This window comes from Agromyces sp. LHK192 (assembly GCF_004006235.1).
Classification (GTDB): Bacteria; Actinomycetota; Actinomycetes; order Actinomycetales; family Microbacteriaceae; genus Agromyces.
This window is the reverse complement of record NZ_CP034753.1, coordinates 983,772-1,007,563: the sequence shown is the minus strand read 5'-3', so window position 1 is coordinate 1,007,563 and position 23,792 is coordinate 983,772. Positions and strand designations below refer to the sequence as shown.

Sequence of the window (23,792 nt, the reverse complement as noted above, 5' to 3'; positions counted from 1 at the left end):
GCGTCACGCGATCGCGGCGACGTACCCCAGCCCGGAACCGATGCGGTCGGCCGCCTCGATCACGATCGCCGCGAGCGAGGCTTCGCGCTCGTCGAGGCGGATCGCGGTCGCCGGTCCGGAGATCGAGAGCGCGGCGATGACGGCCCCCGACTGGTCGCGCACCGGCGTGGCGACGCTCGCGCGCCCGAGCGCGAACTCGTCGACGTCGACGGCGTAGCCTCTCGCGGCCGCCTCGGCGACCTCGGCGTTCAGCCGATCGAGGTCGGTGATGGTGCGGACGGTGTAGGCGACGAGGTCGCCGAGCAGGTCGGCGCGTTCGGCTTCGGGCACGCCGATCAGCAGGCACTTGCCCATGCTCGTGGCGTGCAGGGGGTCGCGCCGCCCGGCGATCGTGTGGTTCCTGGGCGCCTTCGTGCCGTCGAAGTTGGCGAGGTACATCACGGTGTCCTCGCGCCGCACCGCGACGTTCGCGCCGAGTCCGAGGTCGGCGGCGAGGTTCTGGAGGACCTGGCGGGACCCGCGATACAGCGGATGCTGGTTGAGGGCGACGCTGCCGAGCGTGATCACGTCGGGACCGAGACGGTAGAGCCCCGTGATGGGGTCGCGCTCGACGAGCGCGACCGACTCGAGGGTGCTCAGGAGCCGGGATGCGGTCGACTGGCCGAGCTGCGTGGCCTTCGCGACGTCGGAGACGCGCTGCGGCTGGCCGCCGGCGAACACGTTCAGGACCGCGACGGCCTTCTCGACACTCTGGTTGTTTCCGCGTTCCGAGGGCATTCCATCATCCTAACGGGCGCTGTTGCCGTCACGGCGTACGCCATGCACAGAGCGCGTATCGATTGCAAGAGACGCGCCGGCGCGCCTGGGATCAGCCGACGGCGCCCAGGACCTGCTCGGAGTGGAGCGCGGGTGCCGGCAGATCGGGCCCGACGAACTCGAGCTCCGCACCGGAGGCCTCGGCGGCACGACCGCGCGCCACCCGGACGTTCCAGAGCGGACCCGGGCGCGACGACGCCCCCCGCCGGTCGCGGCCACCGGCCGCCGAGACCACGAGCGATCCGTCACGGGCGACGACGGTGTCGCCACCATCCGACTCCTCGAGGGAACCCGGCCGACCCGGGTCGACACGCAGGCTCGTTCCGGCGCGCACCGACATGACGCCCTCCACGACGTCCCCCGGGACCCCGCCGAGCGACGCCCCGCCGACGACGCGGATGCGCACGATGGTCGCCCAGTGCGGCACGCGCACCCGCCGGCCGTCGCCCCGGACGACGACCTGCTCGCGACGAACGCCGTCGACGTCGGGTCCGGACTGCTCATTGCTCACCCCGATAAAATAGAACGGAACTTCGGTTTAGGCCTGCTCGTGGGGTCGATGCCCAGCAAGCTCCAAGGCTATGAGGAGGCGGCCGGGCCCTTCGCATCCTCGGCGAGCGGGTCGGCCACCGGGCCCTGGTCGCGCACCTCCGTCTTGAAGATGCGCATCGACTGGCCGAGGCTGCGCGCGAGCATCGGGATCTTCGGCGCCCCGAAGAGCAGCAGGATCACGGCGACGATGATGACGGCGTGCCAGCCGTTGAGGTTCGCGAACACGAGAGGTCCTTTCGTCCGGTCCGCCCGCCGACCGCGTCGCTGCGGGCTGGAACACGTCGACGTGATCCGAATCACGTCGTTGCATGGTGAGGACTTGAGCGTAACATGCGTTATGTGCGATAGTCATGCCACCAGTGCACAGCACTTTCCGGAAACGGATGATCAATGCAGATCGGTGGGGCGGCGACGCCCCGCCAGAGCCGAGAAGGAACCGCCCTATGTCCCCCACCCCATCGCGACCCGCTCCCGCCCCGTCGGGACGGGCGACCCGTCCGTGACCGCCCTCGCCCCTCGGCCGCGCACCGACGAGCGGACGGCCGGCATCCGGCCGGGTCGGCTGTCGGAGCTCGGGTTCATCTCCCTCCTGCTCCTGCCGGGCCTCGCGCTCCTGCTGTGCGTCGTGCTCTATCCGCTGCTGCGGTCGCTCGCCTCCGCGTTCTTCACCGAGAGCCTCGTCTACCCGGGCGTGGAATGGGCCGGCCTGTCGAACCTGGCCGACGTGCTCGCCCACGACTTCGCCGGCCTGCTCGGGCAGACCGCGATCTTCACCATCGGCGCGACGATCTTCCCCTTCCTGATCGGACTCGCGCTGGCGCTCGCCCTGAACGAGCGGTTCCGGGGCTCGCGCATGCTGCGCGGCGCGTTCCTCGTGCCGTGGCTGCTGCCGGGCGTGGTGGTCTCGTTCCTCTGGATGTGGATCTTCGACGCGAACTACGGCGTCCTCAACGGACTGCTCATGCAGGCCGGCTGGATCGATGCTCCGATCGCGTGGCTGTTCCAGACCGACACCGCGCGGGGCGCCCTGATCATCGCGAAGACGTGGAACTCGTTCCCGTGGATCATGGTGATGCTGCTGGCCGCGCTGCAGACCGTCCCGACCGAGCTGCACGAGGCGGCCGCGATGGACGGCGCCGGGCCCATCCGCCGCTTCTTCACCGTGACCTGGCCCCACATCAGCGGGGTGGCGGGCCTCGTGCTCCTGCTCGAGGTGATCTGGAACTTCCAGCACTTCGACACGATCTTCGTGCTCACGGGCGGAGGCCCGGCCGGAACGACCTCGACCTTCGCCACCGAGGTGTACGACACCGCCTTCAAGGGATACGACCTGGGCCACGCCGGGGCGCTCGGCCTGCTCTGGATGGGTCTGCTCATGATCCTCGTGGTCGTCTACGTGCGCTTCTCGGAGCGCGGAGAGAAGCACTGACATGTCGACGACGCTGACCGTCCGCCCGGACGTCTCCGAAGCCGGAACCCCCGTCGCATCCGCGGAGCGCCTGCGGCGTCCCCGCCGCCGCCGCGTGCGGCCGCGGTGGGCGATCGGGATCACCGTGGTGCTCGCGAGCCTGTTCGCGTTCCTTCCGCTCTACTGGCTCGTGATCACCTCGCTCACACCCGACGGGGACGTCTTCGCGTTCCCGCCACGGCTGTTCCCCGCCGAGGTCACGTTCGACCACTACGCGAACGTCTTCGCGGATCCGGCGATCTTCGGGTACCTGACCAACAGCATCGTCGTCTCGGTGATCACGGCGGTCCTGTCGGTCGTGGTCTCGATGTACATGGCGTACGCGTTCTCCAAGTTCCGGTACCGCGGGCGCAAGGCGCTGATGTACTTCGTGCTCTCGAGCCAGATGTTCCCGCAGGCGCTGCTGCTCGTGACGCTGTACGTGGTGTTCGCCCAGTTCGGCCTGCTGAACACCTACCAGGCGCTCATCATCTCGTTCACGACGTTCACCCTGCCGCTGTGCGTCTGGATGCTGAAGGGGTTCTTCGACGCGCTGCCCGACGAGCTGATCGAGGCATCCAAGATCGACGGCGCCGGCCACTGGCGCACGCTCCACGCGATCGTGCTGCCGCTCGCCGCGCCGGGCCTCGTCGCCGCGGGGCTGTTCGCCTTCGTCCGCGGATGGAACGACTTCATCTTCGCGCTCACCCTCGCGGGCCCCGAGAAGCAGACCCTGCCGCCCGGCCTGGTCAACCGCTTCATCGGCGAGTCCGCGACCGCGTGGCCGTCGCTCATGGCGGCCTCGCTCATCACGTCCATCCCCGTCTGCATCGCCTTCATCGCCCTGCAGCGCTACCTCGTCGGCGGCATCACGGCCGGCGCCGTCAAGGGCTGACGGCGCCGGGCCGCCACGATCCACCCCACCGAGAGAACCGATCAAGGAGAACACCATGTCAGCACAGCTCAGCCGGCGCGACCTGCTCCGCTTCAGCGCCATCGGCATCGGAGCCGCGGCCGTCGCGGGCCTCGCCGGATGCGCGCCCGGAGCCACGGGCGGCGGAGCCGCCGCGACCAAGGCACCCGCCGGGCCCACGAATTTCGCATTCGCGTCGTGGGGCATGTCGGAGGATGCCACGAAGGCCGTGCTCGGCCCGGCCGTGCAGACCTTCGCGAAGCAGGACGCGATCACGGTCGACACGCCGAACTACCCCTACAACGACTACCTGAACCAGCTCACCCTCCAGGTCCGCGGTGGCCAGTTCGCGGGAGCCGCGCAGTTGGACGTCGCCTGGCTCTCGAGCCTCGCCGCGCTCGGCAAGCTGCGCGACCTCGGCTCCTACGCGAAGGACCGCGGCTACACGACGTCGGCGCTGACCGCGGGCCGGTTCGACGACCGGCAGCTCGGACTGCCGTGGACGATCGCGGCGATCGGGCTCGTGACCAACACCGAGCTGTTCGAGAAGGCCGGTGTGTCGAAGGCTCCCGCGACCATCGCGGAGTTCGAGGATGCGCTCGTCGCGCTCAAGGGCACCGGGGTGATCCCGTACGCGGCGTCGACCAAGACCGCGCAGCTGAAGGACTTCATCGTCTGGGCGCAGACGTTCGGATCGCCGATCATCGAGAAGGGCAAGGCGAGCTTCGGCGACGAGGCGTCGGTCGACGCCCTCACCTGGTACAAGAAGCTGTTCGACGACGGGCTCATCACCGCCGACGTCGACCGCGCCGCCGCTCGGACGCTGTTCAGCCAGGGCAAGGCCGCCATGTACGACGACGCTCCGGTCGGCCGCGCCGGCGTGCTCAAGACGGCCTCCGACCCCGACCTCGGCTCGAAGATGGCGCCGATCGCCCGGCCGGTGCTGAAGCGGGGCGACACGCCGCAGGAACTGCTCTGGGGCCACCTGGTCGTCGTCGTCGACGGCGACGGCGCCGACACCGCGTCCGAGTTCGCGCAGTGGATCACGAGCGATCCGGTCCAGGAGGTCAGCTACTTCTCCGCGCTCGGCCTGCCGCCGACGACCGAGGAGGCGCTGGCCGCGTCCGCCGTCCAGGCGAACCCGTTCGTCAACTCGTTCACCGAGCTCGTGACGAAGGACGCCAAGGCCAGCCCGCTGTGGCAGTTCCCGCAGTACGCCCAGATGGAGACCGCCGTCGCCGAGCAGGTGCAGGCCGCGCTCGTCGGCCAGGCATCCCCGAAGGACGCCATGAAGCGAGCCGGCGAGGCCGTCAACGCCCTCATCGGCTGACCGGCCCGGTCGCCCCGTCCCCCCACCGCACCACTCCCCACCAGAGAAGGACGTCATGCTCCACCGAGAGATCACCACCGATATCGTCGTCGTCGGCGGCGGATTGGCCGGCGTGTCGGCCGCGATCAGCGCGGCACGACTCGGCCGGACGGTCGCCCTCGTCGGCAATCGGCCGGTCCTCGGCGGCAACTCCTCCTCGGAGGTGCGGGTCTGGGTGGTCGGGGCGACCGCCCACGGCATGCAGCGCTTCGCCCGCGAGACCGGCGTGATCGGCGAGCTGTACGTCGAGAACCAGTACCGCAACCCCGACGGCAATCCGATCCACTGGGACGAGGTGGTCTTCGACGCGGTGCGGGCCGAACCCCTCATCAGCCTGCACCTGAACACCGACGTCCGGGCCGTCGAAGCCGTCGAGGTCGACGGCGAGCGCGTCGTCCGCTCCGTCACCGGTTGGACGATGGGCTCCGAGATCGAGACCGTGTTCCGGGCGTCGTACGTCATCGACGCGACCGGCGACGGCCTGGTCGGCGCACTCGCCGGCGCCGACTTCCGGTTGGGCCGCGAGGCGCAGGCCGAGTTCGGCGAGGACTGGGCTCCCGAGGTCGCCGACCGGCAGTTCCTCGGATCGACCATCCTCTTCTACACCAAGGATGCGGGCCATCCGGTGCGGTTCGTCGCCCCCGACTCCGCGAAGGACATCTCGACCACGCCGATCCCGACGTCGCGCATCATCCGGTCGGGGGACAAGGGCGCGCACTACTGGTGGATCGAATGGGGCGGCGAGCTCGACATCGTGCACGACAACGAGCGCATCCGGGACGAGCTGCGGTCGGTGATCTTCGGCATCTGGGACCACATCAAGAACTCGGGCGCGTTCGACGCCGAGAACCTCGACCTCGAATGGGTCGGTTCCATGCCGGGCAAGCGCGAGTACCGCCGGTTCCTGGGTGACCACGTCCTCACCCAGAACGACATCCTCGACCAGGTCGACTTCGACGACCAGGTCGCGTTCGGCGGCTGGTCGATCGACCTGCACCCCGTCGAGGGCATGTACGCCACGGCCTCGGGCGCGCACCAGCGCTACTCCAACGGCATCTACGGCATCCCGTTCCGGAGCTACTACTCGCGCAACGTCGCCAACCTCCTGATGGCGGGACGCGACATCTCCGCGACGCACGTGGCGTTCGGCTCGTCGCGCGTCATGGCGACGTGCGCCGCGGGCGGCGAGGCCGCGGGCACCGGTGCGGCCGTCGCGCTCGATCTCGCCGTGCGACCGCGCGAGCTGGCCGAGCGCCATGCCGCCGACCTGCAGCAGGTGCTGCTCCGGCAGGATGCCTCGCTGTTCGGCGTCCGGAACACCGATCCGCACGACGTCGCCCGGCGTGGCCGGGTCAGCGCGTCCGGAGCGGTGCGATCGCTCGCGGCCGCCGCCGACGCCTCGGACCGCGACTTCGCGCTCGAGCACGACCTCGGCGTGCTGCTGCCGGTGGATCCGCGGCTCGACGGGCTCGACGTCCTCGTCCGCGCCCGCACCGACACCGTGCTGCGCGCCTCGCTCTGGACCACCGGGCGGCGCCAGAACGCGGTGCCGGTCGATCGCCGGTCCGAGGTCGAGGTGGCCGTCGCCGGGTCTCCGGACCCGCAATGGGTGCGGCTGCGGCTCGCGTGGGCGCCCGACGAGCCCGAGAACGTCGTCGTCGTCCTGCATGCCGACCCCGAGCTCTCGGTCGTGCTGGCCGCCGACGGGATCCCGGGCGTGCTCGCCCTCACGCACCGGCCCGAGGCCGACGGCGACGTGAACGTCGAGTTCGACCCCGACGAAGCCCTCGTGGCCTGGCCGGCGCATCCGCTGCGGGGGTGGGTGCCGCGCATCGAGGCGCATCCGCCGACGTCGGCCTACGCGGCGGCCAAGGCCGTCGGCGGCTACCAGCGCCCCTACGGCGGCCCGCAGCAGTGGGCGTCGGCACCGCTCGACGAGGGGCCGGCGTGGCTCCAGGTGGAGTGGGACGCGCCGGTCCGTCCGGCCGAGGTGCGGCTGGTGTTCGACGACGACGTCGACACCGAGCTCAACACCCTCCACCACCACCGGTCCCCGCACCTCGTGTTCCCGCAGCTCGTGCGCGACTACGTCGTGGAGGGCCGACGAGCCGGGGCGTGGCATCCGCTCGCCGAGGAGACCGGCAACCGCCGGCGCCATCGCATCCATCGCATCGAGTCCGCCGATCCCGTCGACGCCGTGCGCGTGCGGATCGAGGCGACCAACGGCGACCGCCGCGCGCGGATCGTGGGCCTGCGCGTCTACGAGTGACCGTCACCCGCGCACCGCTTGATACGGTTGCGGGATGCCGCGGGTGACGGATGCCTATCGTGCCGAGCGACTCGACGACCTCTTCCGGGCGACCTGGCGCTGCATCGCCGAGATCGGCATCGAGCGCACGACGATCACCGACATCATCCGCGCGTCCGGATTCAGCGCCGGGATGGTCTACAACTACTTCGCGAGCAAGGACGAGCTCGTGGACGCCGCCCAGGTCGAGGCGATCCGGCGTGCCCGGGGCGCGGTCGAGGCGGCCACCGCGAGGCCGACGTCCGGGCCCGACCAGCTCTTCGAACGCACCGTCCGTGCCGTCGCCACCCGTCCCGAAGCCGGTGACAACGCGATGCTCGCCCTCTGGGTGATGAACGTCAGCGAGCGCTCGAGCGACGACGCGCGTGCGGCGCTCGCCGAGTTGCAGCGCTTCGCGATCGCCCGGTTCTCGGCCCAGGCCGCGACCTGGCCCGAAGCCGACGGCGGGTTGCCGAGCCGATCGCATGCGCGCGCCGATGCCGAGCTGCTGGTCTCGATCGTCCTCGGGTTCTTCGCCCAGCAGCGGTTCGCCGGGCTCACGTCGTCGCAGCCGCTGCTCGACGCCATGCGCGCGGCGCGCCGGCACCGGGCGGCCCTCCGCCGCGGCCGGCGGTTCTCGCGAGGCGCCTGATCCGCGGGGCGCCGCATTCGCGCGACGCCTCACGCACCCACGCGAATCTGGCACAGGTCAGGGCGCTTGCATGCCTCTTCGGCATGCACCATGCCGTCAGGGCACGTCGCACGCTTTTTTCGCATCGGCTTTGCGGAGAGCGTTGCCGCCATGCGCTCCGTGCGCTAACTTCGGCGTCGCCCGACGATTCGAAGGAGATTCCGTGCGGCCGTCAACCACCCTCCGCCTCGCGGCGGCGTCCGTTTCCGCAGTCCTGCTCCCAGCGGTCGGGGTCACGTCCGCATCCGCGCTCGACGGCCCCGGGCCGATCGGGCCGGGGTCCGTGCACCTCTCGACCTTCGCCGGCGGCCTGACCGGCTGGACGGCCGTCACCGGTTCGATCGACGAATGGAGCTCCGAGGGCGGCACGATCGCCGTCGACACGCTCGCGCAGTCGGCCGGTCGGTACATCCGCCCGGCCGATGCGCTGACGCTCCCCGACGCGTACGAGCTGCGCACGCACGTGCGCGTGGACGAGATCGGACCCCAGGGCACCGTCACCGTCATGCTCGACCTGCGCGACACCGTCAACTGGAAGAGCACCGGCATCAGCCCCCAGCTCACCTCGTTCGACGACGACCGCGCCGGCTTCCGGATCTCGAAGCCGATCACCGGCGCCTTCGTGTGCGAGGGCGGGTCGCCCGTCGCCCCGGGCGAATGGGTCGAGCTCGTCATCCGGCGCGCGGCGGGCATCACCGCCGTCTACGCCGACGGTGCGCTCCTCGCCGCGGTCGCGTCACCGACAGCCGGAGGCACCTTCGGCTTCGGCGCATATCGGAGCCGCGTCGCCTTCGGGCCGGTCTCGATCGACCCGCTGGAGTCGGTGCCCGCCGGGCACCCGACCGATCCCGCCGGCTGCCCCTGGGTACCGCCGGCCGAGCCCGGCGTCGAGCCCGATCCGGCGCCCGGCGACGGCGAGGTGAGCGGCGACGGCGAGTGGATCCCCGCCACCGCGACCACCGGCGACCGTCCCGGCCACGAGATCACGGCCGGCCGGTCGCGCATCTCCCTCGACGGCGACTGGGCCTTCAGGGCCGAGGACCTCGCCCGGGCGAGCGACCCCGACGCCCCCGACGTGGACGGCGTCGCCGAGGGCTGGCACGAGCCGGCGACCGACGTGTCCGACTGGGACACACTGTCGGTCCCCGGCAACTGGAGCGTCCACGACCGGTACGGCCGGTACGAGGGCAACGGCTGGTACCGCCGCACCTTCGAACCCGGTTCCCTGAGCGCGGCCGCGGGCGAACGCGCCAGCATCCGCTTCGGCGCCGTGTACGACACCGCCACGGTCTGGCTCAACGGCGCCCGACTGGGAGCGCACACCGGCGGCTACACCCCGTTCGAGTTCGACGTGACCGACTATCTGGTCGATGGCGAGAACACCCTGGTCGTGCGAGCCGACAACTCGTTCCAGCAGGGCGCGTGGTGGTCGTGGGGCGGCATGTCGCGCTCGGTCGAACTCGTGAAGACCGGCCAGGTCGTCATCGACCGCCAGCAGATCGTCGCGACCCCCGATCTCGCGGCCGGGACCGCGCACGTGGCATCCACGGTGTTCCTTCAGAACGCGGGCGACGAGGCGCGCTCCGTCTCGCTGCGCGGCCGGATCACGGATGCGGCGACCGGGTCGACCGTCGCCGACGGCCTGCACGCCGAGGTCGAGGTGCCCGCCGGCGGCTCGGCGCAGGCGGTGCTCGCCGCCGACCTCGCACCCGGCGCGTTCCAGCTCTGGAGCATGGACGACCCGAACCTGTACCGGCTCGACGTGTCGCTCGACTCCCCCGTCGACGTCGACGATGCCGCGCAGAGCGACCGATTCGGCATCCGGACGTTCGAGATCGACGGCACGACCATGCGGCTCAACGGCGAGGTCCTCAAGCTCGCGGGCGCGAACCGCGTGTCCGACGACCCGGCCAACGGCAACGTCGAGCCGACGTGGCTCGTTCGCCGCGACCTCGACCGCATGAAGGCCTCGGGCCTGAACCTCGCGCGGATCATGCACTACGCGCAGGCTCCCGAGCTGCTCGACTACGCGGACGAGATCGGGATGCTGCTCATCGACGAGGTCCCCGTGTGGGGCGGCGCGCGCGACCTCGTGCACGACATCCCGCAGATCCAGCAGGAGTTCCGCGAGATGGTCGAACGCGACTTCAACCACGCCTCGGTGTTCGCGCATTCGGTCGCCAACGAGATCGAGTCGCGATCGTGGGAGGGCCGCGAGTTCCTGCGCATCATGGCGGACTACTCGCACGAGATCGACCCCGGGCGGTTCGTCACGCACGCGAACAACAAGGCCGAGTTCGTGAGCGCCCCGGCACAGGACGGCACGCAGTTCATGGACTTCGTGAGCATCAACCTCTACGGCAACTTCGCGGGCGCCACCGACAAGGTGCACGCCCTGTACCCCGACAAGCCGATGTTCATCTCGGAGTACAGCCCCGACAGCTTCAGCTTCCCGACGCGGCGCGAGTGGCTCGACTTCTCGACGGGCGCCGACACGACCGCGCAGACGTTCGAGAGCCGGCCGTTCGTGTTCGGGTGGTCGCAGTGGACCTTCAACGACTACCGCAGCGAGTTCAGCGGCTCGAGCGAGAACCTCGTCCGCGGCTGGGGCAACGTCGACGTCTGGGGCCGGCTCAAGGCGGCGTACGACGAGACGCAGTCGGCGAACGCGCCCGTGCGCGCATTCGCCCTGGGCGATGTCGCGGTGGCCGCGGGAGGCGGGCTCGGCGTCGTGTCGATCACCCCGTCCGGCGCCGTCCCGGCCGACGGGCCGGGCAACATCCTGCGCGGTTACCGGGTGACGCTGCAGGCGTTCGACGACACCGGCGCCGTCGTGGGCGGCACGCTCGTCGACCTGCCCGACCTCGAACCGGGCGCGCCCGCGTTCGAGGTGCCGGTCGCCTGGGACGCGCAGGACGCCGCGACCCGGGTGCGAGCCACCCTCCTCTCACCCACCGGGTACGAGGTCGCCGTCTCGGTGGCGGATGCCGCTGCACCCGCAGCCCCCGAGATCCGCGAGGTGGTGGCGGCGAGCACGGGGCTCCGGGTCCGCTTCGACGACACCGCGGGCATCGGGCGCTACCGGGTGGTCGCGACCGCGCCCGACGGCACGGCGACCACGGTGACCACTCGCGAGACCTTCGCCGACCTCGCCGGACTCGCGACCGGCGTCGAGTACGCCGTCACCGTCTCGGCGGTCGGGAGCGACGGCCGGCCCGGACCGGCCGACGACGTCACGGCGACGACCGCGGGCACCCTCGCGCTGCCGCCCAAGGCGATCCACGCGGAGCCCGTGGACGGCGGCCTCGTGCTCGGGTACTCGAGCCAGACCCGGAACGGCTCGTTCGAGGTGCGCGTCACCGACGCGGAGTCGGGAGCGGAGTCCGCGACCCACCGCACCGCCAACCGCCCGAGCACGCGGATCGACGGCCTCGAACCCGGGGCCGCGGTCGACGTCAGGATCCGGGAGGTCGACGCGGCGGGCGAACCGGTCTCCGAGTGGAGCGAGGGCCTTCGGGTCACGCCGCTCGGCGCCGGGTCGGACGCTCCCCCGCTCCAGGTGCGCGGGCTCGTCGGGGGGATCCACGACGCCGCCATCGTGCTGCGGCCGTCGAACCGCACGGAGCGCTACCTCGTGACCGTGACGGGCGAGTCGGTCGACGCCGACTTCGCGGTGGAGCGCTCGGGCATCGACCTGATCCCGATCGCCGGGCTGGCCCCCGACCGCGAGTACGCGGTCACCGTCGCCGCGCAGGGCGAGGCGGGCACGTCGCCCATCTGGTCGGGCACGGTGCGCACGAGCGCGGAACGACCCGGCGGCGAGGCATCCGTGCCGGCGAACGTCCGCGTCGGGAACCGCACCGACGACGCGTTCCTCGCCTGGGACGATTCGGGCGCCGACGGCTACATCGTGTCGCGCAACGCGTGCGGCTCGACCGCCTCGACCACGGTGATCGGCGCCGAGCACGCCCTGGGGCGCATCGGCGAGCGCCCGGGCTCCTACACGGTCGCCGCCATCCTCGGGTCGTCCGTCTCGGCGCCGTCGGAGCCGGTCACGGTGCCCGGCGAGCCGCGGTGCCCGATCGTGGTCACCATCGGGGAGAAGGCACCTCGCGCCGACGGCTCGGTCCCGTTCCGCACGACCGGCACGTGGTCGGCCAGCTCGCTCACCGCACCGGGCGGGTACGCCTCGGTCTACGCCGAGCTCGCCGGGTCCGCGGGCGCCACGGCCACCTGGACGGGGCCTGCGCTCGAGCAGCCGACCCGTCAGCTGGTCGAGGTCGCGCTGCCGTCCAACAGCATCAGCACGACGAACGCGACGTACACGGTGACGACGGCCGACGGACCCACGGAGGTCGCGATCGACCAGGTCGAGCGCGGCGGCGGCTGGGTCGCGCTCGGCGAGTTCGAGTTCGACGCGGATCACCGGCCGACGGTCGCGCTGAAGGGGGTCGGCGGCTTCCTCCGCGCATCGGCGGTCCGGTTCACCGACGTCGGGAACGACCTCCCGAGCGCTCCGAGCCCGGCCTTCGCCGCGCAGACGATCGGTACCGCGGACGCGATCACCGGTCGGGGCACGGCCGAGGGCAACACGGTCGTGGTCCGCGCCGCCGACGGCACGGAGCTCGGCCGCGCGACGGTGGCCGCCGACCTCACCTGGGCCGCCCGGGGCGACGCTCCGCTCGCGGCGGGATCGTACGTCGACGTGGTCGCCACCGAGACCGACGCCGACGGCTGGACGGGCACCGCGACCGCGACGCTCACGGTCGCGACCGTGGCCGTCGACGGGGCGATCGCAGCCCCCGGGCAGGCGGTCCTCTCCTCGGACGACGGCTGGGACACCGGGTTGCGCGACGGATCGTTCCGGATCGGCATGGACCTGTGGTGGGGCGAGAACGCGACGACGTTCCGGCTCTACGAGAACGGCGAGCTGGTCGCGACCGTCCCCCTCACCTGGGGCACCCCGGCCGCCCAGTCGGCGTCGGTCGAGATCCACGGGCTCCGCAACGGCGTCTACCAGTACACCGGCGAGCTCGAGAACTCGAAGGGCGTGACGCGCGTCGAGCCGCTCACCGTGCAGGTGACGGATGCCTCGCCGGGCCGGCCCGTGCTCAGCAGCGACAACTGGGACGGCGACGGCGACTACCTCGTCACGGCCGACCTGTGGTGGGGCACCAACGCGACGGCCTACCGCCTGTACGAGGACGACGTCCTGGTGGCGGATGGAGCGCTGGCGGCGGCCTCGCCGGGCGCGCAGCGCGCGAGCATCCCGCTCGCCGATCGCGCGCCCGGCGACCACCGCTACGTGGTCGAGTTCCGGAACGCGAGCGGTTCGACCGCGAGCGAGCCCTTCGTCGTCTCGGTGCGACGTCACTGACGGGACGCGTTCGGGGGTCTCGATACGCTCCGCTACTCGACCACCGGACGGGGCATCCGCTCCGCTACTCGACGACCGGCCGCGGCACCACCAGCGGGGTGCCCGTGTGCGGGTCGGGGATGATCGTGCAGGGCAGGCCGAAGACGTCCTCGACGAGGTCCGCGGTAAGCACCTCCGTCGGGTCGCCGGTCGCCACCACCTCACCGTCGCGCATGACGATGAGGTGGTCGGCGTAGCGCGCGGCCTGGTTCAGGTCGTGCAGCACGGCGACGAGCGTGCGATCGCCGGCCGCGTGGAGGCCCCGCAGCAGTTCGAGCAGCTCGTACTGGTGGGCGATGTCGAGGAAGGTGGTCGGCTCGTCGAGCAGCATGATCGGCGTCTGCTGCGCGAGCACCATGGCGACCCAGACGCGCTGGCGCTGCCCGCCCGAGAGCTCCTCGACGAGCCGGCCCGACAGTCCGGTCGTGTTGGTGGCGTCGAGCGCGTCGAGGACGGCCTGTTCGTCGGCCGCGGTCCACTGCCGGAACACGCCCTGGTGCGGGTGCCGACCGCGGGCGACGAGGTCGGCGACGGTGATGCCCTCGGGCGCGATCGACGTCTGCGGCAGGAGTCCGAGCCGGCGCGCGACCTCCTTCGGCGGGTACGACGAGATCGACCTGCCGTCGAGCACGATCGTGCCGGCCGCGGGAGCCATGACCCGCGCGAGCGCACGGAGCAGGGTCGACTTGCCGCACGCGTTCGGCCCGATCACGACCGTGAACGACCCGGTCGGGATCTCGACGCTGAGGTCCTGCGCGATCACCCGTCGGTCGTAGCCGAGCGTGACCGCGTCGGCGGCGAGGCGCGCGCCGACGGGAGTCGCGGAGGCCTCCGCAGCACTCGCGGACGCCACCGCGCCCGAGGGCGATGCAGCGTCGGCGGACGACGCCGCGCTCGCGGCATCCGTTCGGGTCGAGACATCCGTCATCGTCGCCGCACCTCCATGATGAGCAGCCAGATCAGGTAGAGGCCGCCGACGCTCACCGTGATGATGCCGACGGGCAGTTGCAGGGGCGAGAACGCATGCTGCGCGACGAAGTCGCTCGCCGAGAGCAGCACCGCGCCCATCGCCGCCGACGCGGCGATCGTGACGCCCGCCGACCGGGTGAGGCGACGCGCGAGCTGGGGCGCCGCGAGCGCGATGAACGCGATCGGCCCGGCCGCGGCCGTCGCAGTCGCGGTCAGGGCGACGCCGACCACCACGAGGGCGAGGCGGCGACGTCGCACGTTCACGCCGAGCGCGGTCGCGGCGTCGTCGCCGAGCTCGAGCACGTGCATCGAGCGGGCGAGCGAGGCGGTGACGGCCCAGAGCACCAGCAGCACGCCCGCTGCCGGGACCGCCTGCTCCCAGCCCACGATGTTCAGGGAACCTGCACCCCATGCGGCCGCGGCCATCGCGAACATCTGGTCGTTGACGAGCAGCAGCCAGGTGTTCACCGAGGCCAGCATCGACGCCACGGCGATGCCGACGATGATGAGCCGGAACCCGTGGAACCCCCGCCGGTACGCCAGCAGGTACACGACGACCGCCGCGGCCAGGCCGCCGCCGAGCGCGCCCGCAGCGGTCGCGAGGTAGCCGGTTCCGACGGTCGTGATCACGATCAGCGCGCCCGTGAACGCGCCCGCGTCGAATCCGATGATGTCGGGGCTGCCGAGCGGGTTGCGGGTGAGCGACTGGAAGATCGCACCGGATGCCCCGAGCGCCGCGCCCAGCATCAGCGCGAGCGCGACGCGCGGCATCCGCCAGTCGAGCACCACGAGCTGCGACCGGCGGTCCCCGCCGCCGAACAGCGTCGCGATGACGTCGCCGACCGGCACGGCGAAGTCGCCCGTACCGAGGCTGACGACCCCCACCGCCGAGGCGATGAGGAGGAGCGCTGCGACCACGACGACGTGGCGCACCCCGATGACGGTGCCGAAACCGCCTCGGGGGGTGCGCAGGCGCATGGCCCGGTAGCCGCGGTCGAGGGTCGGGCGGTCGGGTTCGGGACGGTCCGCGAGGGCGGGGCCGGAGCCGGGGCTGGGGCTGAAGCCGGTGCCGGTCACAGCGCGCTCACCGACCTGCGTCGCACGAGCACGATGAGCACGGGGGCGCCGATGAACGCGGTGACGATGCCGACCGGCAGTTCGCCGCTCGGCAGGATGACGCGGCCGACGATGTCGCTCGCGAGCAGCAGCACGGGTGCCGCGACCGCGCTGCCCGCGAGGATCCAGCGCTGGTCGGGCCCCGTGAACCACCGCACGACGTGCGGGACCATGAGGCCGAGGAAGCCGATGGGCCCGGCCGCGGCCGTCGCGGCACCGCACAGGAGCGTGACCGCGACGATCGAGGCGATGCGGGTCGGCACGATGCGCGAACCCAGTGCGACGGCGAGGTCGTCGCCGAGCGCGACGGCGTTGAGCGGCTTCGCCACGGCGAACGCGACGATCAGGCCCACGACGATGAACGGGGCGATGGTCATCGTGAGGCCGAGCGGCGTGACCGAGATGCTGCCCGCGTTCCAGCCGCGCATGAGGTCGAACACCTCGGGCAGCAGCAGCGTGATGCCGCTCGTCACCCCGCCGAGGAACGCGCCGACCGCGACGCCGGCGAGCGTGATGCGCAGCGGCTCCGGTCCGCCCCGGCCCGCCGAGCCGATCGCGTACACCGCGAAGGTCGCGACCAGCGCACCGGCGAAGGCGAACCACACGGTGCCCGACAGCGAGCTGAGGCCGAACGCGGCCGCCCCGAGCACCACGGCGAGCGCGGCACCCGCGTTCACGCCGAGAAGGCCCGGATCGGCGAGCGGGTTCCGCGTGAACGCCTGCATGACGGCGCCGGCGACGCCGAGCGCCGCCCCGACGAGCAACCCGAGCAGCGTGCGCGGCACGCGGAGGTCGCGCACGATGGTGCCGGCCTCACCGGTCGCGCCCTGGAGCGCCGCGATCACCTGGTCGAGCGGCAGGTGCTTCGAGCCGATCGCGAGGCTGAGCGCGCAGCAGATCACGAGGGCCGCGAGCGTGATGGCGAACCCGAGCAGCCGCCGCCGCCACAGCGCGCCGGTCACCGCGCGGGTCGACCGCGCGGCGCGCGCAGCGCGCACCGGACTGCGGCCGCCCGGCGACGGCGTCGGCGGCGTCTGCGTCGTGGTCATCGGCGTCGGTCGGCGTCAGAGCCCGTGGGCTTCGAGCGTCGCCTCGTACTCGTCGGTGATCTCCTCCTCGTCGCGGTCCTCCGACCACATCGCCTGGAGCCGGGCGAGCACGTCCTCGGGGAGCGCGTCGTACGCGTCGCGCCACGCCTCCGCCTTCTCGGTCCAGTACCCGACGACCTTGTAGGCGTTCGCGGGCAGGCCGAGCTCGTGGCGGAGGTGCTTGCGCACGCCGCGGGTGGCCTTCGTCTCGCCGGCGACCCAGACGTAGCCGGGCTCGTCGGGGAAGTCGGCGGCGCGCACGATCTCCTCGATGCGCGTCGGCCCGTGCCCGTTGCCGCCGTGCACCCACGCGAGGTCGACATGCGCCGGAAGCGCCGGACGCTGTTCGTCGCGGTCGTCGGCGACCTCGATCACGACGCGCGTGCGCACGCCCTCGGGCGCCGACTCGGCGAGGCGCAGCGCCGCCGGGAGTCCGGTGGCGTCGGCGACGAGGAGCTGCCAGGTGATGCCGTCGGCCGGCTCGTACAGCCCGCGCGGCGAGTTGGCGCCGATGACGTCGCCGACCTTCGCGCGCAGCGCCCACGCGGCGGCCACGCCGCCCTCGTGCACGACGAAGTCGACGGTGAGGAGCCCGGCCGAGGCATCCCACCCGCGGACGGTGTAGGTGCGCACCTCGCTCGGCTCGACGCCGTCGGGGAACTCCCAGTAGCCGTCCTCCGTCGCGTTCGGGAGGTTCGGCACGTCCTGGCCCTCGAGCGGCAGGAACAGCCGGAAGTACTCGTCGCCGACGCCGGTCGACTCGAACTGCGCGACGCCGTCGCCGCCGAACACGATGCGGAGCATGCCGGGCGTGAGGCGCTGCGTCTCGACGACCTCGAGGCGGTGGATGCGGTTGGCGACCGAGGTGCTCACGGCAGCAGCGCTTCCGAGATCACGTCGAGCAGGCCGTCCTGGCCGCTCGGCGAGCCGTAGCTCATCTCGTAGTTGTACGGGAAGACCTGGCCGTTCTGCACCGCGGGCAGCGAGGTCCAGAGCGCGTTCGTCTTGAGGGCCTCGTCGTCGCCGATGAAGCCGGAGCCGTCTTCGCTGACGCCGGTGAAGATCACGTCGACGTCGGCGAGCTCGCCGATCTGCTCGAGGCTGAGCGTCTGGCCCGTGTTGTCGGGCTCACCGTCGCCGTCGCCGTCGGCGAGCGGCGAGATCTCGAGACCGAGGTCGGCGAACACGAGGCACGAGATGCTGTAGCAGCCGACCGAGAGCTGGCCGTCCCAGAACGAGACGTCGGCGACGACGGGCGCGATGCCCTGCGACTCGAGCTCTGCCTTGACCTCCTCGGCGCGCGCCTGGTAGTCGTCGAGCCACGCCTGCGCCTGCTCCTCGCGCCCCAAGTCGGTCGCGAGCGCGAGGAACTTGTCGCGCCAGTCGCCGCCGTCGAAGCCGTTGAAGGTGTAGGTCGGCGCGATGTCCTCGAGCTGGCCGTGCAGGTCGGTCTCGTAGCCGAGGCCGTTGAGGATGAAGTCGGGCCCGACCTCGAGGATGTGCTCGAGGTTGAACTCCGGGTAGTTGTGGAAGCCCGTGATGCCCTCGAGCGCCTCCTGCGGGAAGAAGCTCGGGAATGTCTCCCAGTCGTCGCGGATCGGCTGCTCGTCGGCGAGCTCGTAGCCGAGCGTGATGAGCATGTCGACGTCGGTCGTGTAGAAGCCCATTGCCGCGGTCGGCTCGGTGGGGACCGTGACCTCGCCGAACTCGGTGTCGACGGTGATCGTCTCCTCGGACGACTCGCTGCTCGCCCCCGCGGTCGCGCAACCGGCGAGCAGGAGGGCGGACGCCGAGACGGCGAGTGCGGCGCGGATCGCGCGTGCGTGCTTGGTCATGGATGCCTCTTCGGTGGGGGAAGGTGGTGCGCGGATCGCTTCGCGCGGACGCTGGAGGGAAGTTTAGCCTTGCCTAAGCTGCGCCGCAGTCGATCCTGCCTCACCCGGATGTCGTATGACCGCCATCGGATGCCGCCTGCCGGACAGCTTGGCCCGATTCCCCAGCCGCGAACGCTCCCGGCGTGCAGCCGACCTCACGACGGAACGCCTGCACGAACGCGCTCGCGGTCGCATAGCCGACCCTTCGTCCGACCGTCGCGACCGGCATCCCGTCGGCGAGCAGGTCGATGGCCGACCGCATCCGGGCCTTGGTCCGCCACTCGGCGAACGTGAGCCCCGTCTGCCGGTGGAACAGTCGCGAGAGGTTGCGCTCGCTCGCCCCCACCAGGCTCCCCCAGTCCTCGAGCGTGCGCGCGTCCGCCGGATCGACGACGACCGCCTCCGCGACCCGCTGCGTGCGATCGTCGCTCGGCCACGGCAGGTCGAGCCGCGTCAGTTCCGAACCGTCGAGCAGGCGGACCGCGAGGCGCTCGGCGAGCGCTCGCGTCTCGTCGTCGAGGTCGTGCTCGCTGAGCTCGGCGAGCAGCGCACGCGCGAGGCCGGAGACCGTGACCGATCCGACGTCGGATCTCGGTGCCGTGAACCGCGTCGCGACGAACGTGCAGGAGAACTCGGTGCCCGAGCCCGCGACGACGCGGTGCGCCGTTCCGGCGGGGATCCACAGCCCACGCGTCCAGGGGACGGTGTACCTCGAGTCCGCGGCGTCGACGACGAGCGAGCCCCGCGTCCCCCACAGCAGCTCGTGGACCTCATGGCGGTGCCAGCCCCATTCCGACGCCTCCCGCACGGCGAAGGCGTTCGTCAGCACGCCGACGACGGGAACCGGCACGTCCGTCGCGTCGGGACGCTCGTCGTTCTGTCCGGTCGGCGACATGATCCGGCCTCCTATCGCCAGTCGTACAAGTGAGGGAATCCTAAGCTGGAGCGCGTGCCGATTCCAGCCGCGCCCCCCTCCGCCTTCCGGACGTTGTTCCGCGGGCGCCGCCTCCTGCTCGTCGTCGGCGTGGCCGGCCTCGTCGGCCATCAGGTCGCCGAGGCCCTCGTGCCGGTGCTGATCGGCATCGTGATCGACCGCGCGATCGAACCGAACGACCCCGTGGCGCTCGCCTGGTCGCTCGCCGCGCTGGCCGCGCTCTTCCTCGGCCTGCTGCTCGCCTGGCGCATGGGCGAGCTCGCGACCGTTCGCGCGACCGAGACGGGCGGGCTCGACCTGCGCCGCGCCGTGGTCGGCCGCCTCCTGGCGCCGCGCGGCTTCGCGAAGCGGCGCACACCGGGCGACCTGCTGGCCGTCGCATCCGGCGACGTCGACCGGGTCACCGGCATGTTCTGGCTCGTCGGCGGTTCGGTCGCCGAGCTCGCCGCGGTCGTGACCGTCGCGGTCTCCCTGTTCGTCATCTCGCCCCTGCTGGGCGTCATCGTGCTGGTGGCCACCCCCGTGCTGGTCGTGGCCCTGCACTTCGCGACCGCTCCGCTCGAGCGCCGATCGCACGCCGAGCAGGAGGCCGCGGCGACCGCGAGCGCCGTGGCGAGCGACCTGCTGACCGGCCTTCGCACGGTGAAGGGCCTGCACGCCGAGGAGGCGGCGGTCGCCCGGTTCGAGCTCGCGAACGCCGCGTCGCTCAGGGCCTCGCGCCGCGCGATCACCGCGAAGGGGAGCTATTCGATCGTGAGCATGAGCGCGTCGGGGCTCCTGCTCGCCGGCATCGCCTGGGTGGGTGGCGCGCAGGCGATCGACGGCACGATCTCGGTCGGCGAACTGGTCGCGGTGCTGGGCCTCGCGCAGTTCCTGTACTGGCCGGTGAGCGGCCTCGCGTTCATCAGTGCGGAGTTCGTCGCCAAGCGCGCCTCGGCGCACCGGGTCGACGACGTGCTGCGCGCAGCGGCGGCGGATGCCGCGACGGACGCACGCACGGATGCCTCCGCTCCGACCGACTCGACCGCCGCCGACCTCGACGGGGGCGCACCGGTGCTGGTGCTCGACGCGGTCCGCGGCGACCTGCTCCCGCCCGTGTCCGTGGAGGTCGCGCGCGGCGCACTCGTCGGCGTCCTGCTCGACGACGACGAGGCGGCCCGCGAGCTGTCCGAACTGCTCGCCGGGTTGCGGCCGCCGCGATCGGGGCGGGTGCTCGTCGACGGTCGCGAACTCTCGGGCCCGTTGGCGCCCGAATCGGCCGCCGAACCCCCGATGCTGTCGGTGCCGAGGCATCCGGTGCTCTTCTCGGGCACCGTCCGCTCGAACCTCGAACTCGCCGCCCCGGTCTCCGCCGACGCGCTCGAGCGCGCGACCTGGGCTGCGGTGCTCGACGACGTGCTCGACGCGTCGCCGGAGCGCCTGGACCGCGGCGTCGGCGAACGCGGGCTGACCCTCTCGGGCGGACAGCGCCAGCGGGTGTCGCTCGCGCGAGGGCTCGCCCGCGATCCGCGGGTGCTCGTGCTGCACGACCCGACGAGCGCCGTCGACTCCGTCACCGAGGCTCGCATCGTCGAGCGGCTCCGCGGCGCCCGGACCGGCGCGACGCTCGTGATCGCGCCGAGTCCGGCGCTCCAGCGCGTCTGCGACGCCGTGGTCCGCGTGCAGACGGCCGAGGTGTCCGCATGAGCCTCGAGATCCTCCCCGTCGCCACGCCGAAGCAGATCCGACGCGAGGTCGGGCAGCTCTTCTCGTCCCGCCGCCTCGCGCTCACCGGCGCGGTCGTCGTGCTACTCGCCTCGGCCATCGCCGGACTCGCCATGCCCGCCCTGCTCGGCCGGATCGTCGACGCCGCCATCGACGGCGACGCGACCGCCCTGCCCGCGCTGGTCGCGGCGATCGCCGGGTTCGGCGTCGCCTACGGCGCACTGACCGGCTCCGGGCGGATGCTCGTGGCCCGGCTCGGCGAGCGCGTGCTCGCGGACCTTCGCGGCCGCGTCGTCACGCGCATCCTCAGGCTGCCGCTGCCCGTCGTCGAACGCGCCGGCCGCGGCGACCTCGTGGCCCGGGCCGCGGGCGACACCCGCATCGTCGGCGAGGTCGTCAGCGGCGTGCTGCCGGTCTTCGCGTCGGCCGGGTTCAGCATCGTCGTGACGATCGTCGGACTCGGCGTGATCGACTGGCGGTTCTCGCTGGCCGCACTCGCGGCGGTGCCGGTGCAGGCGTTCGCCCTCCGCGGGTACCTGCGCCGCTCGCGCCCGGTGTACCGCGACGCGCGTGCCGCCGACGGCGACCGCTCGCAGCGCATCCTCGAGTCGATCGACGCGGTCGACACGGTCCGCGCGATGGGTGCGTCCGCGCCCCGCGAGGCGGACATCGAGCAGGCCGCCATCCGTTCGGCGGAGCTCGAGTTCCGATCGTCGCGGATCGCGGTGGACTTCTGGAACCGGCTCAACGCGGCCGAGTTCGTCGGGCTCGCCGCCGTGCTCGCGGTCGGATTCTGGCTGGTCGGCGCCGACCTCGCGACGGTCGGGCAGGCGACGGCGGCCGCCCTCTACTTCCACGCCCTGTTCGGGCCGGTCGGGTCGGTGCTGTCGGGCGTCGACGACCTGCAGCGCGCCGGCGCGGGCCTCGCGCGGCTCGTCGGCGTGCTCGAGCTGCCGGAGCAGGCGCCCCGCCGGGCCGCCTCGGCCGGGTCGGCCGCGCCGGTGCGGTTCGACGGCGTGCGGTTCGGCTACGACGCGCAACCCGCGGTCGACGACCTGACGTTCCGGGTCGAGGCCGGCGAGACGGTCGCGCTCGTCGGCGCGAGCGGCGCGGGCAAGAGCACGGTCGCCGCGCTCGTGCTCGGCACCCTGCTGCCCGACGACGGTCGCATCCGGCTGGGCGCCGACGGCGCGCCGCCTCGCGTCGGCGTCGCCGGTCAGGAGCCGCACGTGTTCGCGGGCACCCTCGCCGACGACCTGCGGATGGCGGCGCCGGATGCCTCCGACGACGCACTGCACGACGCCCTCACCCGGGTCGGCGCCGCGGAGTGGGCCGCGCGACTCCCCGACGGGCTCGACACCGTCGTGGGGTCGGGCGGGCACGCGCTCACCCCGACGCAGTCGCAGCAGCTTATGCTGGCGCGACTCGTGCTCCACGACCCCGGCGTGCTGGTGCTCGACGAGGCGACGGCGGCCGACGGCGGGGCATCCGAACCCGTGCTCGAACGCGCCGCCCGCGACCTGGCGGCGGGGCGCACGACGATCACCATCGCCCACCGGCTCGATCAGGCGGCGCAGGCCGACCGGGTCATCGTGCTGGATCGGGGCCGGCTCGTGGAGAGCGGGACGCACGCCGATCTCGTCGCCGCCGACGGGGTCTACGCCGAACTCTGGACGGCATGGTCGCGCGCGCATGACTCGCGACGACCGCCGACCTCGATCGTCGCCGACGGGCTGACCGTCGGCGCGGCCGTCGCGGCCGGTCAGCCGCCTGCGGGTCGGTGAACGCGCGGCTGTCACACGGCGAACTCGAAGGCAACCCCACGCCCGACGCCCGAGTAGCAGGCCTAGGCTGAATCGCATGCTGGTCATCAGCTACAACCTCAGGAAGCACCGCGCGATCGCCGAGCTCGCGGAGCTCGACGAGCGCTACTCACCCGACGCGATCTGCGTGCAGGAGTGCGAGACGCACGGGCTCGCCGAAGACGTGGGGCGTCTCCGCCTCGCGCACTCGACGACGGGCAACCGCCTCGGCCTGGCGGTGTACTACCGCCCCGACCGGTTGCTGCCGCGGTCGATCCGCGCGTTCGCCCTGAAGAAGTCGTTGCACGACCGCATCCTGCGGCCGGCGCACGAGCGGCTGCTCGGCGCCCGCTTCATCGACCTCGAGCACCAGCGCGACGTCATCGTCGCCTCCTTCCACGCGGCGCCGCTGACCGCGCTGAACTCGCTGCGGCGGCATCAGATCCGCACGGCGCTGAGCGAGCTGCAACTGCTCGGCCCGGGCTTGCCGATCCTCATGGTCGGCGACTACAACTACCCGGTCTTCAAGGACAACCTCGCAGAGAAGGTCCGCGAGCACGGCTACGAGCTGACGCTGAGCGACTCGCGCACGTACACGCGTTACAAGTTCTTCCGCGGGCACTTCGACCTGGCGACGTCGGCCGGCCTCGACATCCGCCGCGTCGAGACGCTGCCGCGCGGGTCGAGCGACCACCTGCCGATCCTCGTCGACGCGGAGTACGCGGACCTGCGCGCGAGCGATCACCAGGACGCCGACATCGTCATCTGAGGGATTGCCTCAGCCGCCGCGGGCGGCTGACGACCCCACCGGAGC

General features: G+C 72.3%; 18 protein-coding genes. 9 read left to right on the top strand and 9 right to left on the bottom strand.

All coding sequences use genetic code 11. The annotated features are described in order from the left end of the window. Window positions 1-3: 3 nt before the first annotated feature. The 3 genes from ELQ40_RS04510 to tatA form a co-directional block, all read right to left on the bottom strand. Window positions 4-777 carry an IclR family transcriptional regulator gene (locus tag ELQ40_RS04510; protein ID WP_127792613.1) on the bottom strand — a complete coding sequence of 258 codons (774 nt, stop codon included), beginning with the start codon at window positions 775-777 and terminating at the stop codon, window positions 4-6. A 91-nt stretch (window positions 778-868) separates the two neighbouring features. Beyond that, entirely contained in the window at window positions 869-1,327 is a 459-nt protein-coding gene (locus tag ELQ40_RS04505) for a hypothetical protein (protein ID WP_127792612.1), read from the bottom strand. Between the two features lie 68 nt (window positions 1,328-1,395). Beyond that, complete coding sequence (gene tatA, locus ELQ40_RS04500) at window positions 1,396-1,593, bottom strand: twin-arginine translocase TatA/TatE family subunit (RefSeq protein WP_127792611.1); 198 nt, start codon at window positions 1,591-1,593, stop codon at window positions 1,396-1,398. Window positions 1,594-1,867: 274 nt separating this feature from the next. Here tatA and ELQ40_RS04495 point away from each other — a divergent pair, with 274 nt between their 5' ends. From ELQ40_RS04495 to ELQ40_RS04470, 6 genes are all read left to right on the top strand, one after another. Continuing rightward, window positions 1,868-2,797: a carbohydrate ABC transporter permease gene (locus ELQ40_RS04495; protein ID WP_127792610.1), complete on the top strand. Its 930-nt coding sequence runs from the start codon at window positions 1,868-1,870 to the stop codon at window positions 2,795-2,797. 1 nt (window position 2,798) lies between these two features. Continuing rightward, on the top strand, window positions 2,799-3,710 hold the full coding sequence (locus tag ELQ40_RS04490; RefSeq protein WP_127792609.1) for a carbohydrate ABC transporter permease: 912 nt from the start codon (window positions 2,799-2,801) through the stop codon (window positions 3,708-3,710). Window positions 3,711-3,765: 55 nt separating this feature from the next. Further along, window positions 3,766-5,058 (top strand): extracellular solute-binding protein, encoded by a 1,293-nt coding sequence (locus tag ELQ40_RS04485; RefSeq protein WP_127792608.1) that lies wholly within the window; start codon window positions 3,766-3,768, stop codon window positions 5,056-5,058. Between the two features lie 55 nt (window positions 5,059-5,113). Further along, window positions 5,114-7,366: an FAD-dependent oxidoreductase gene (locus ELQ40_RS04480; protein WP_127792607.1), complete on the top strand. Its 2,253-nt coding sequence runs from the start codon at window positions 5,114-5,116 to the stop codon at window positions 7,364-7,366. 34 nt (window positions 7,367-7,400) lie between these two features. After that, window positions 7,401-8,036 (top strand): TetR/AcrR family transcriptional regulator, encoded by a 636-nt coding sequence (locus ELQ40_RS04475; RefSeq protein ID WP_127792606.1) that lies wholly within the window; start codon window positions 7,401-7,403, stop codon window positions 8,034-8,036. A 202-nt stretch (window positions 8,037-8,238) separates the two neighbouring features. Then, window positions 8,239-13,452, top strand: coding sequence for a glycoside hydrolase family 2 TIM barrel-domain containing protein (locus ELQ40_RS04470; RefSeq protein WP_164863468.1), 5,214 nt, complete (start codon window positions 8,239-8,241; stop codon window positions 13,450-13,452). 64 nt (window positions 13,453-13,516) lie between these two features. Here ELQ40_RS04470 and ELQ40_RS04465 read toward each other — a convergent pair whose 3' ends face one another. The 6 genes from ELQ40_RS04465 to ELQ40_RS04440 form a co-directional block, all read right to left on the bottom strand. Next, window positions 13,517-14,419 (bottom strand): ABC transporter ATP-binding protein, encoded by a 903-nt coding sequence (locus ELQ40_RS04465; protein ID WP_127792604.1) that lies wholly within the window; start codon window positions 14,417-14,419, stop codon window positions 13,517-13,519. Next, the gene (locus tag ELQ40_RS04460; protein WP_127795127.1) at window positions 14,416-15,438 is read right to left on the bottom strand and encodes an iron chelate uptake ABC transporter family permease subunit; all 1,023 of its coding nucleotides are present in this window, start codon (window positions 15,436-15,438) and stop codon (window positions 14,416-14,418) included. Before ELQ40_RS04460 ends, ELQ40_RS04465 begins: the two co-directional genes overlap by 4 nt. A gap of 95 nt (window positions 15,439-15,533) precedes the next feature. Then, window positions 15,534-16,625, bottom strand: coding sequence for an iron chelate uptake ABC transporter family permease subunit (locus ELQ40_RS04455; protein ID WP_127792603.1), 1,092 nt, complete (start codon window positions 16,623-16,625; stop codon window positions 15,534-15,536). 15 nt (window positions 16,626-16,640) lie between these two features. Continuing rightward, window positions 16,641-17,537, bottom strand: coding sequence for a siderophore-interacting protein (locus ELQ40_RS04450; RefSeq protein WP_240665936.1), 897 nt, complete (start codon window positions 17,535-17,537; stop codon window positions 16,641-16,643). Further along, complete coding sequence (locus ELQ40_RS04445) at window positions 17,534-18,499, bottom strand: ABC transporter substrate-binding protein (RefSeq protein ID WP_240665935.1); 966 nt, start codon at window positions 18,497-18,499, stop codon at window positions 17,534-17,536. Before ELQ40_RS04445 ends, ELQ40_RS04450 begins: the two co-directional genes overlap by 4 nt. Before the next feature lie 100 nt (window positions 18,500-18,599). Continuing rightward, on the bottom strand, window positions 18,600-19,433 hold the full coding sequence (locus ELQ40_RS04440; protein ID WP_127792602.1) for an AraC family transcriptional regulator: 834 nt from the start codon (window positions 19,431-19,433) through the stop codon (window positions 18,600-18,602). Between the two features lie 54 nt (window positions 19,434-19,487). On the opposite strand from ELQ40_RS04440, the gene ELQ40_RS04435 reads away from it, so the two are divergent. The 3 genes from ELQ40_RS04435 (at window position 19,488) to ELQ40_RS04425 (ending at window position 23,747) form a co-directional block, all read left to right on the top strand. Continuing rightward, complete coding sequence (locus ELQ40_RS04435) at window positions 19,488-21,158, top strand: ABC transporter ATP-binding protein (protein ID WP_127792601.1); 1,671 nt, start codon at window positions 19,488-19,490, stop codon at window positions 21,156-21,158. Then, a complete protein-coding gene (locus ELQ40_RS04430) occupies window positions 21,155-22,960 on the top strand; it encodes an ABC transporter ATP-binding protein (RefSeq protein WP_127792600.1) in 1,806 nt (601 codons plus the stop codon). Before ELQ40_RS04435 ends, ELQ40_RS04430 begins: the two co-directional genes overlap by 4 nt. Before the next feature lie 76 nt (window positions 22,961-23,036). Beyond that, window positions 23,037-23,747, top strand: a complete 711-nt coding sequence (locus tag ELQ40_RS04425; RefSeq protein WP_127792599.1) for an endonuclease/exonuclease/phosphatase family protein — start codon at window positions 23,037-23,039, stop codon at window positions 23,745-23,747. Window positions 23,748-23,792 lie beyond the last annotated feature (45 nt).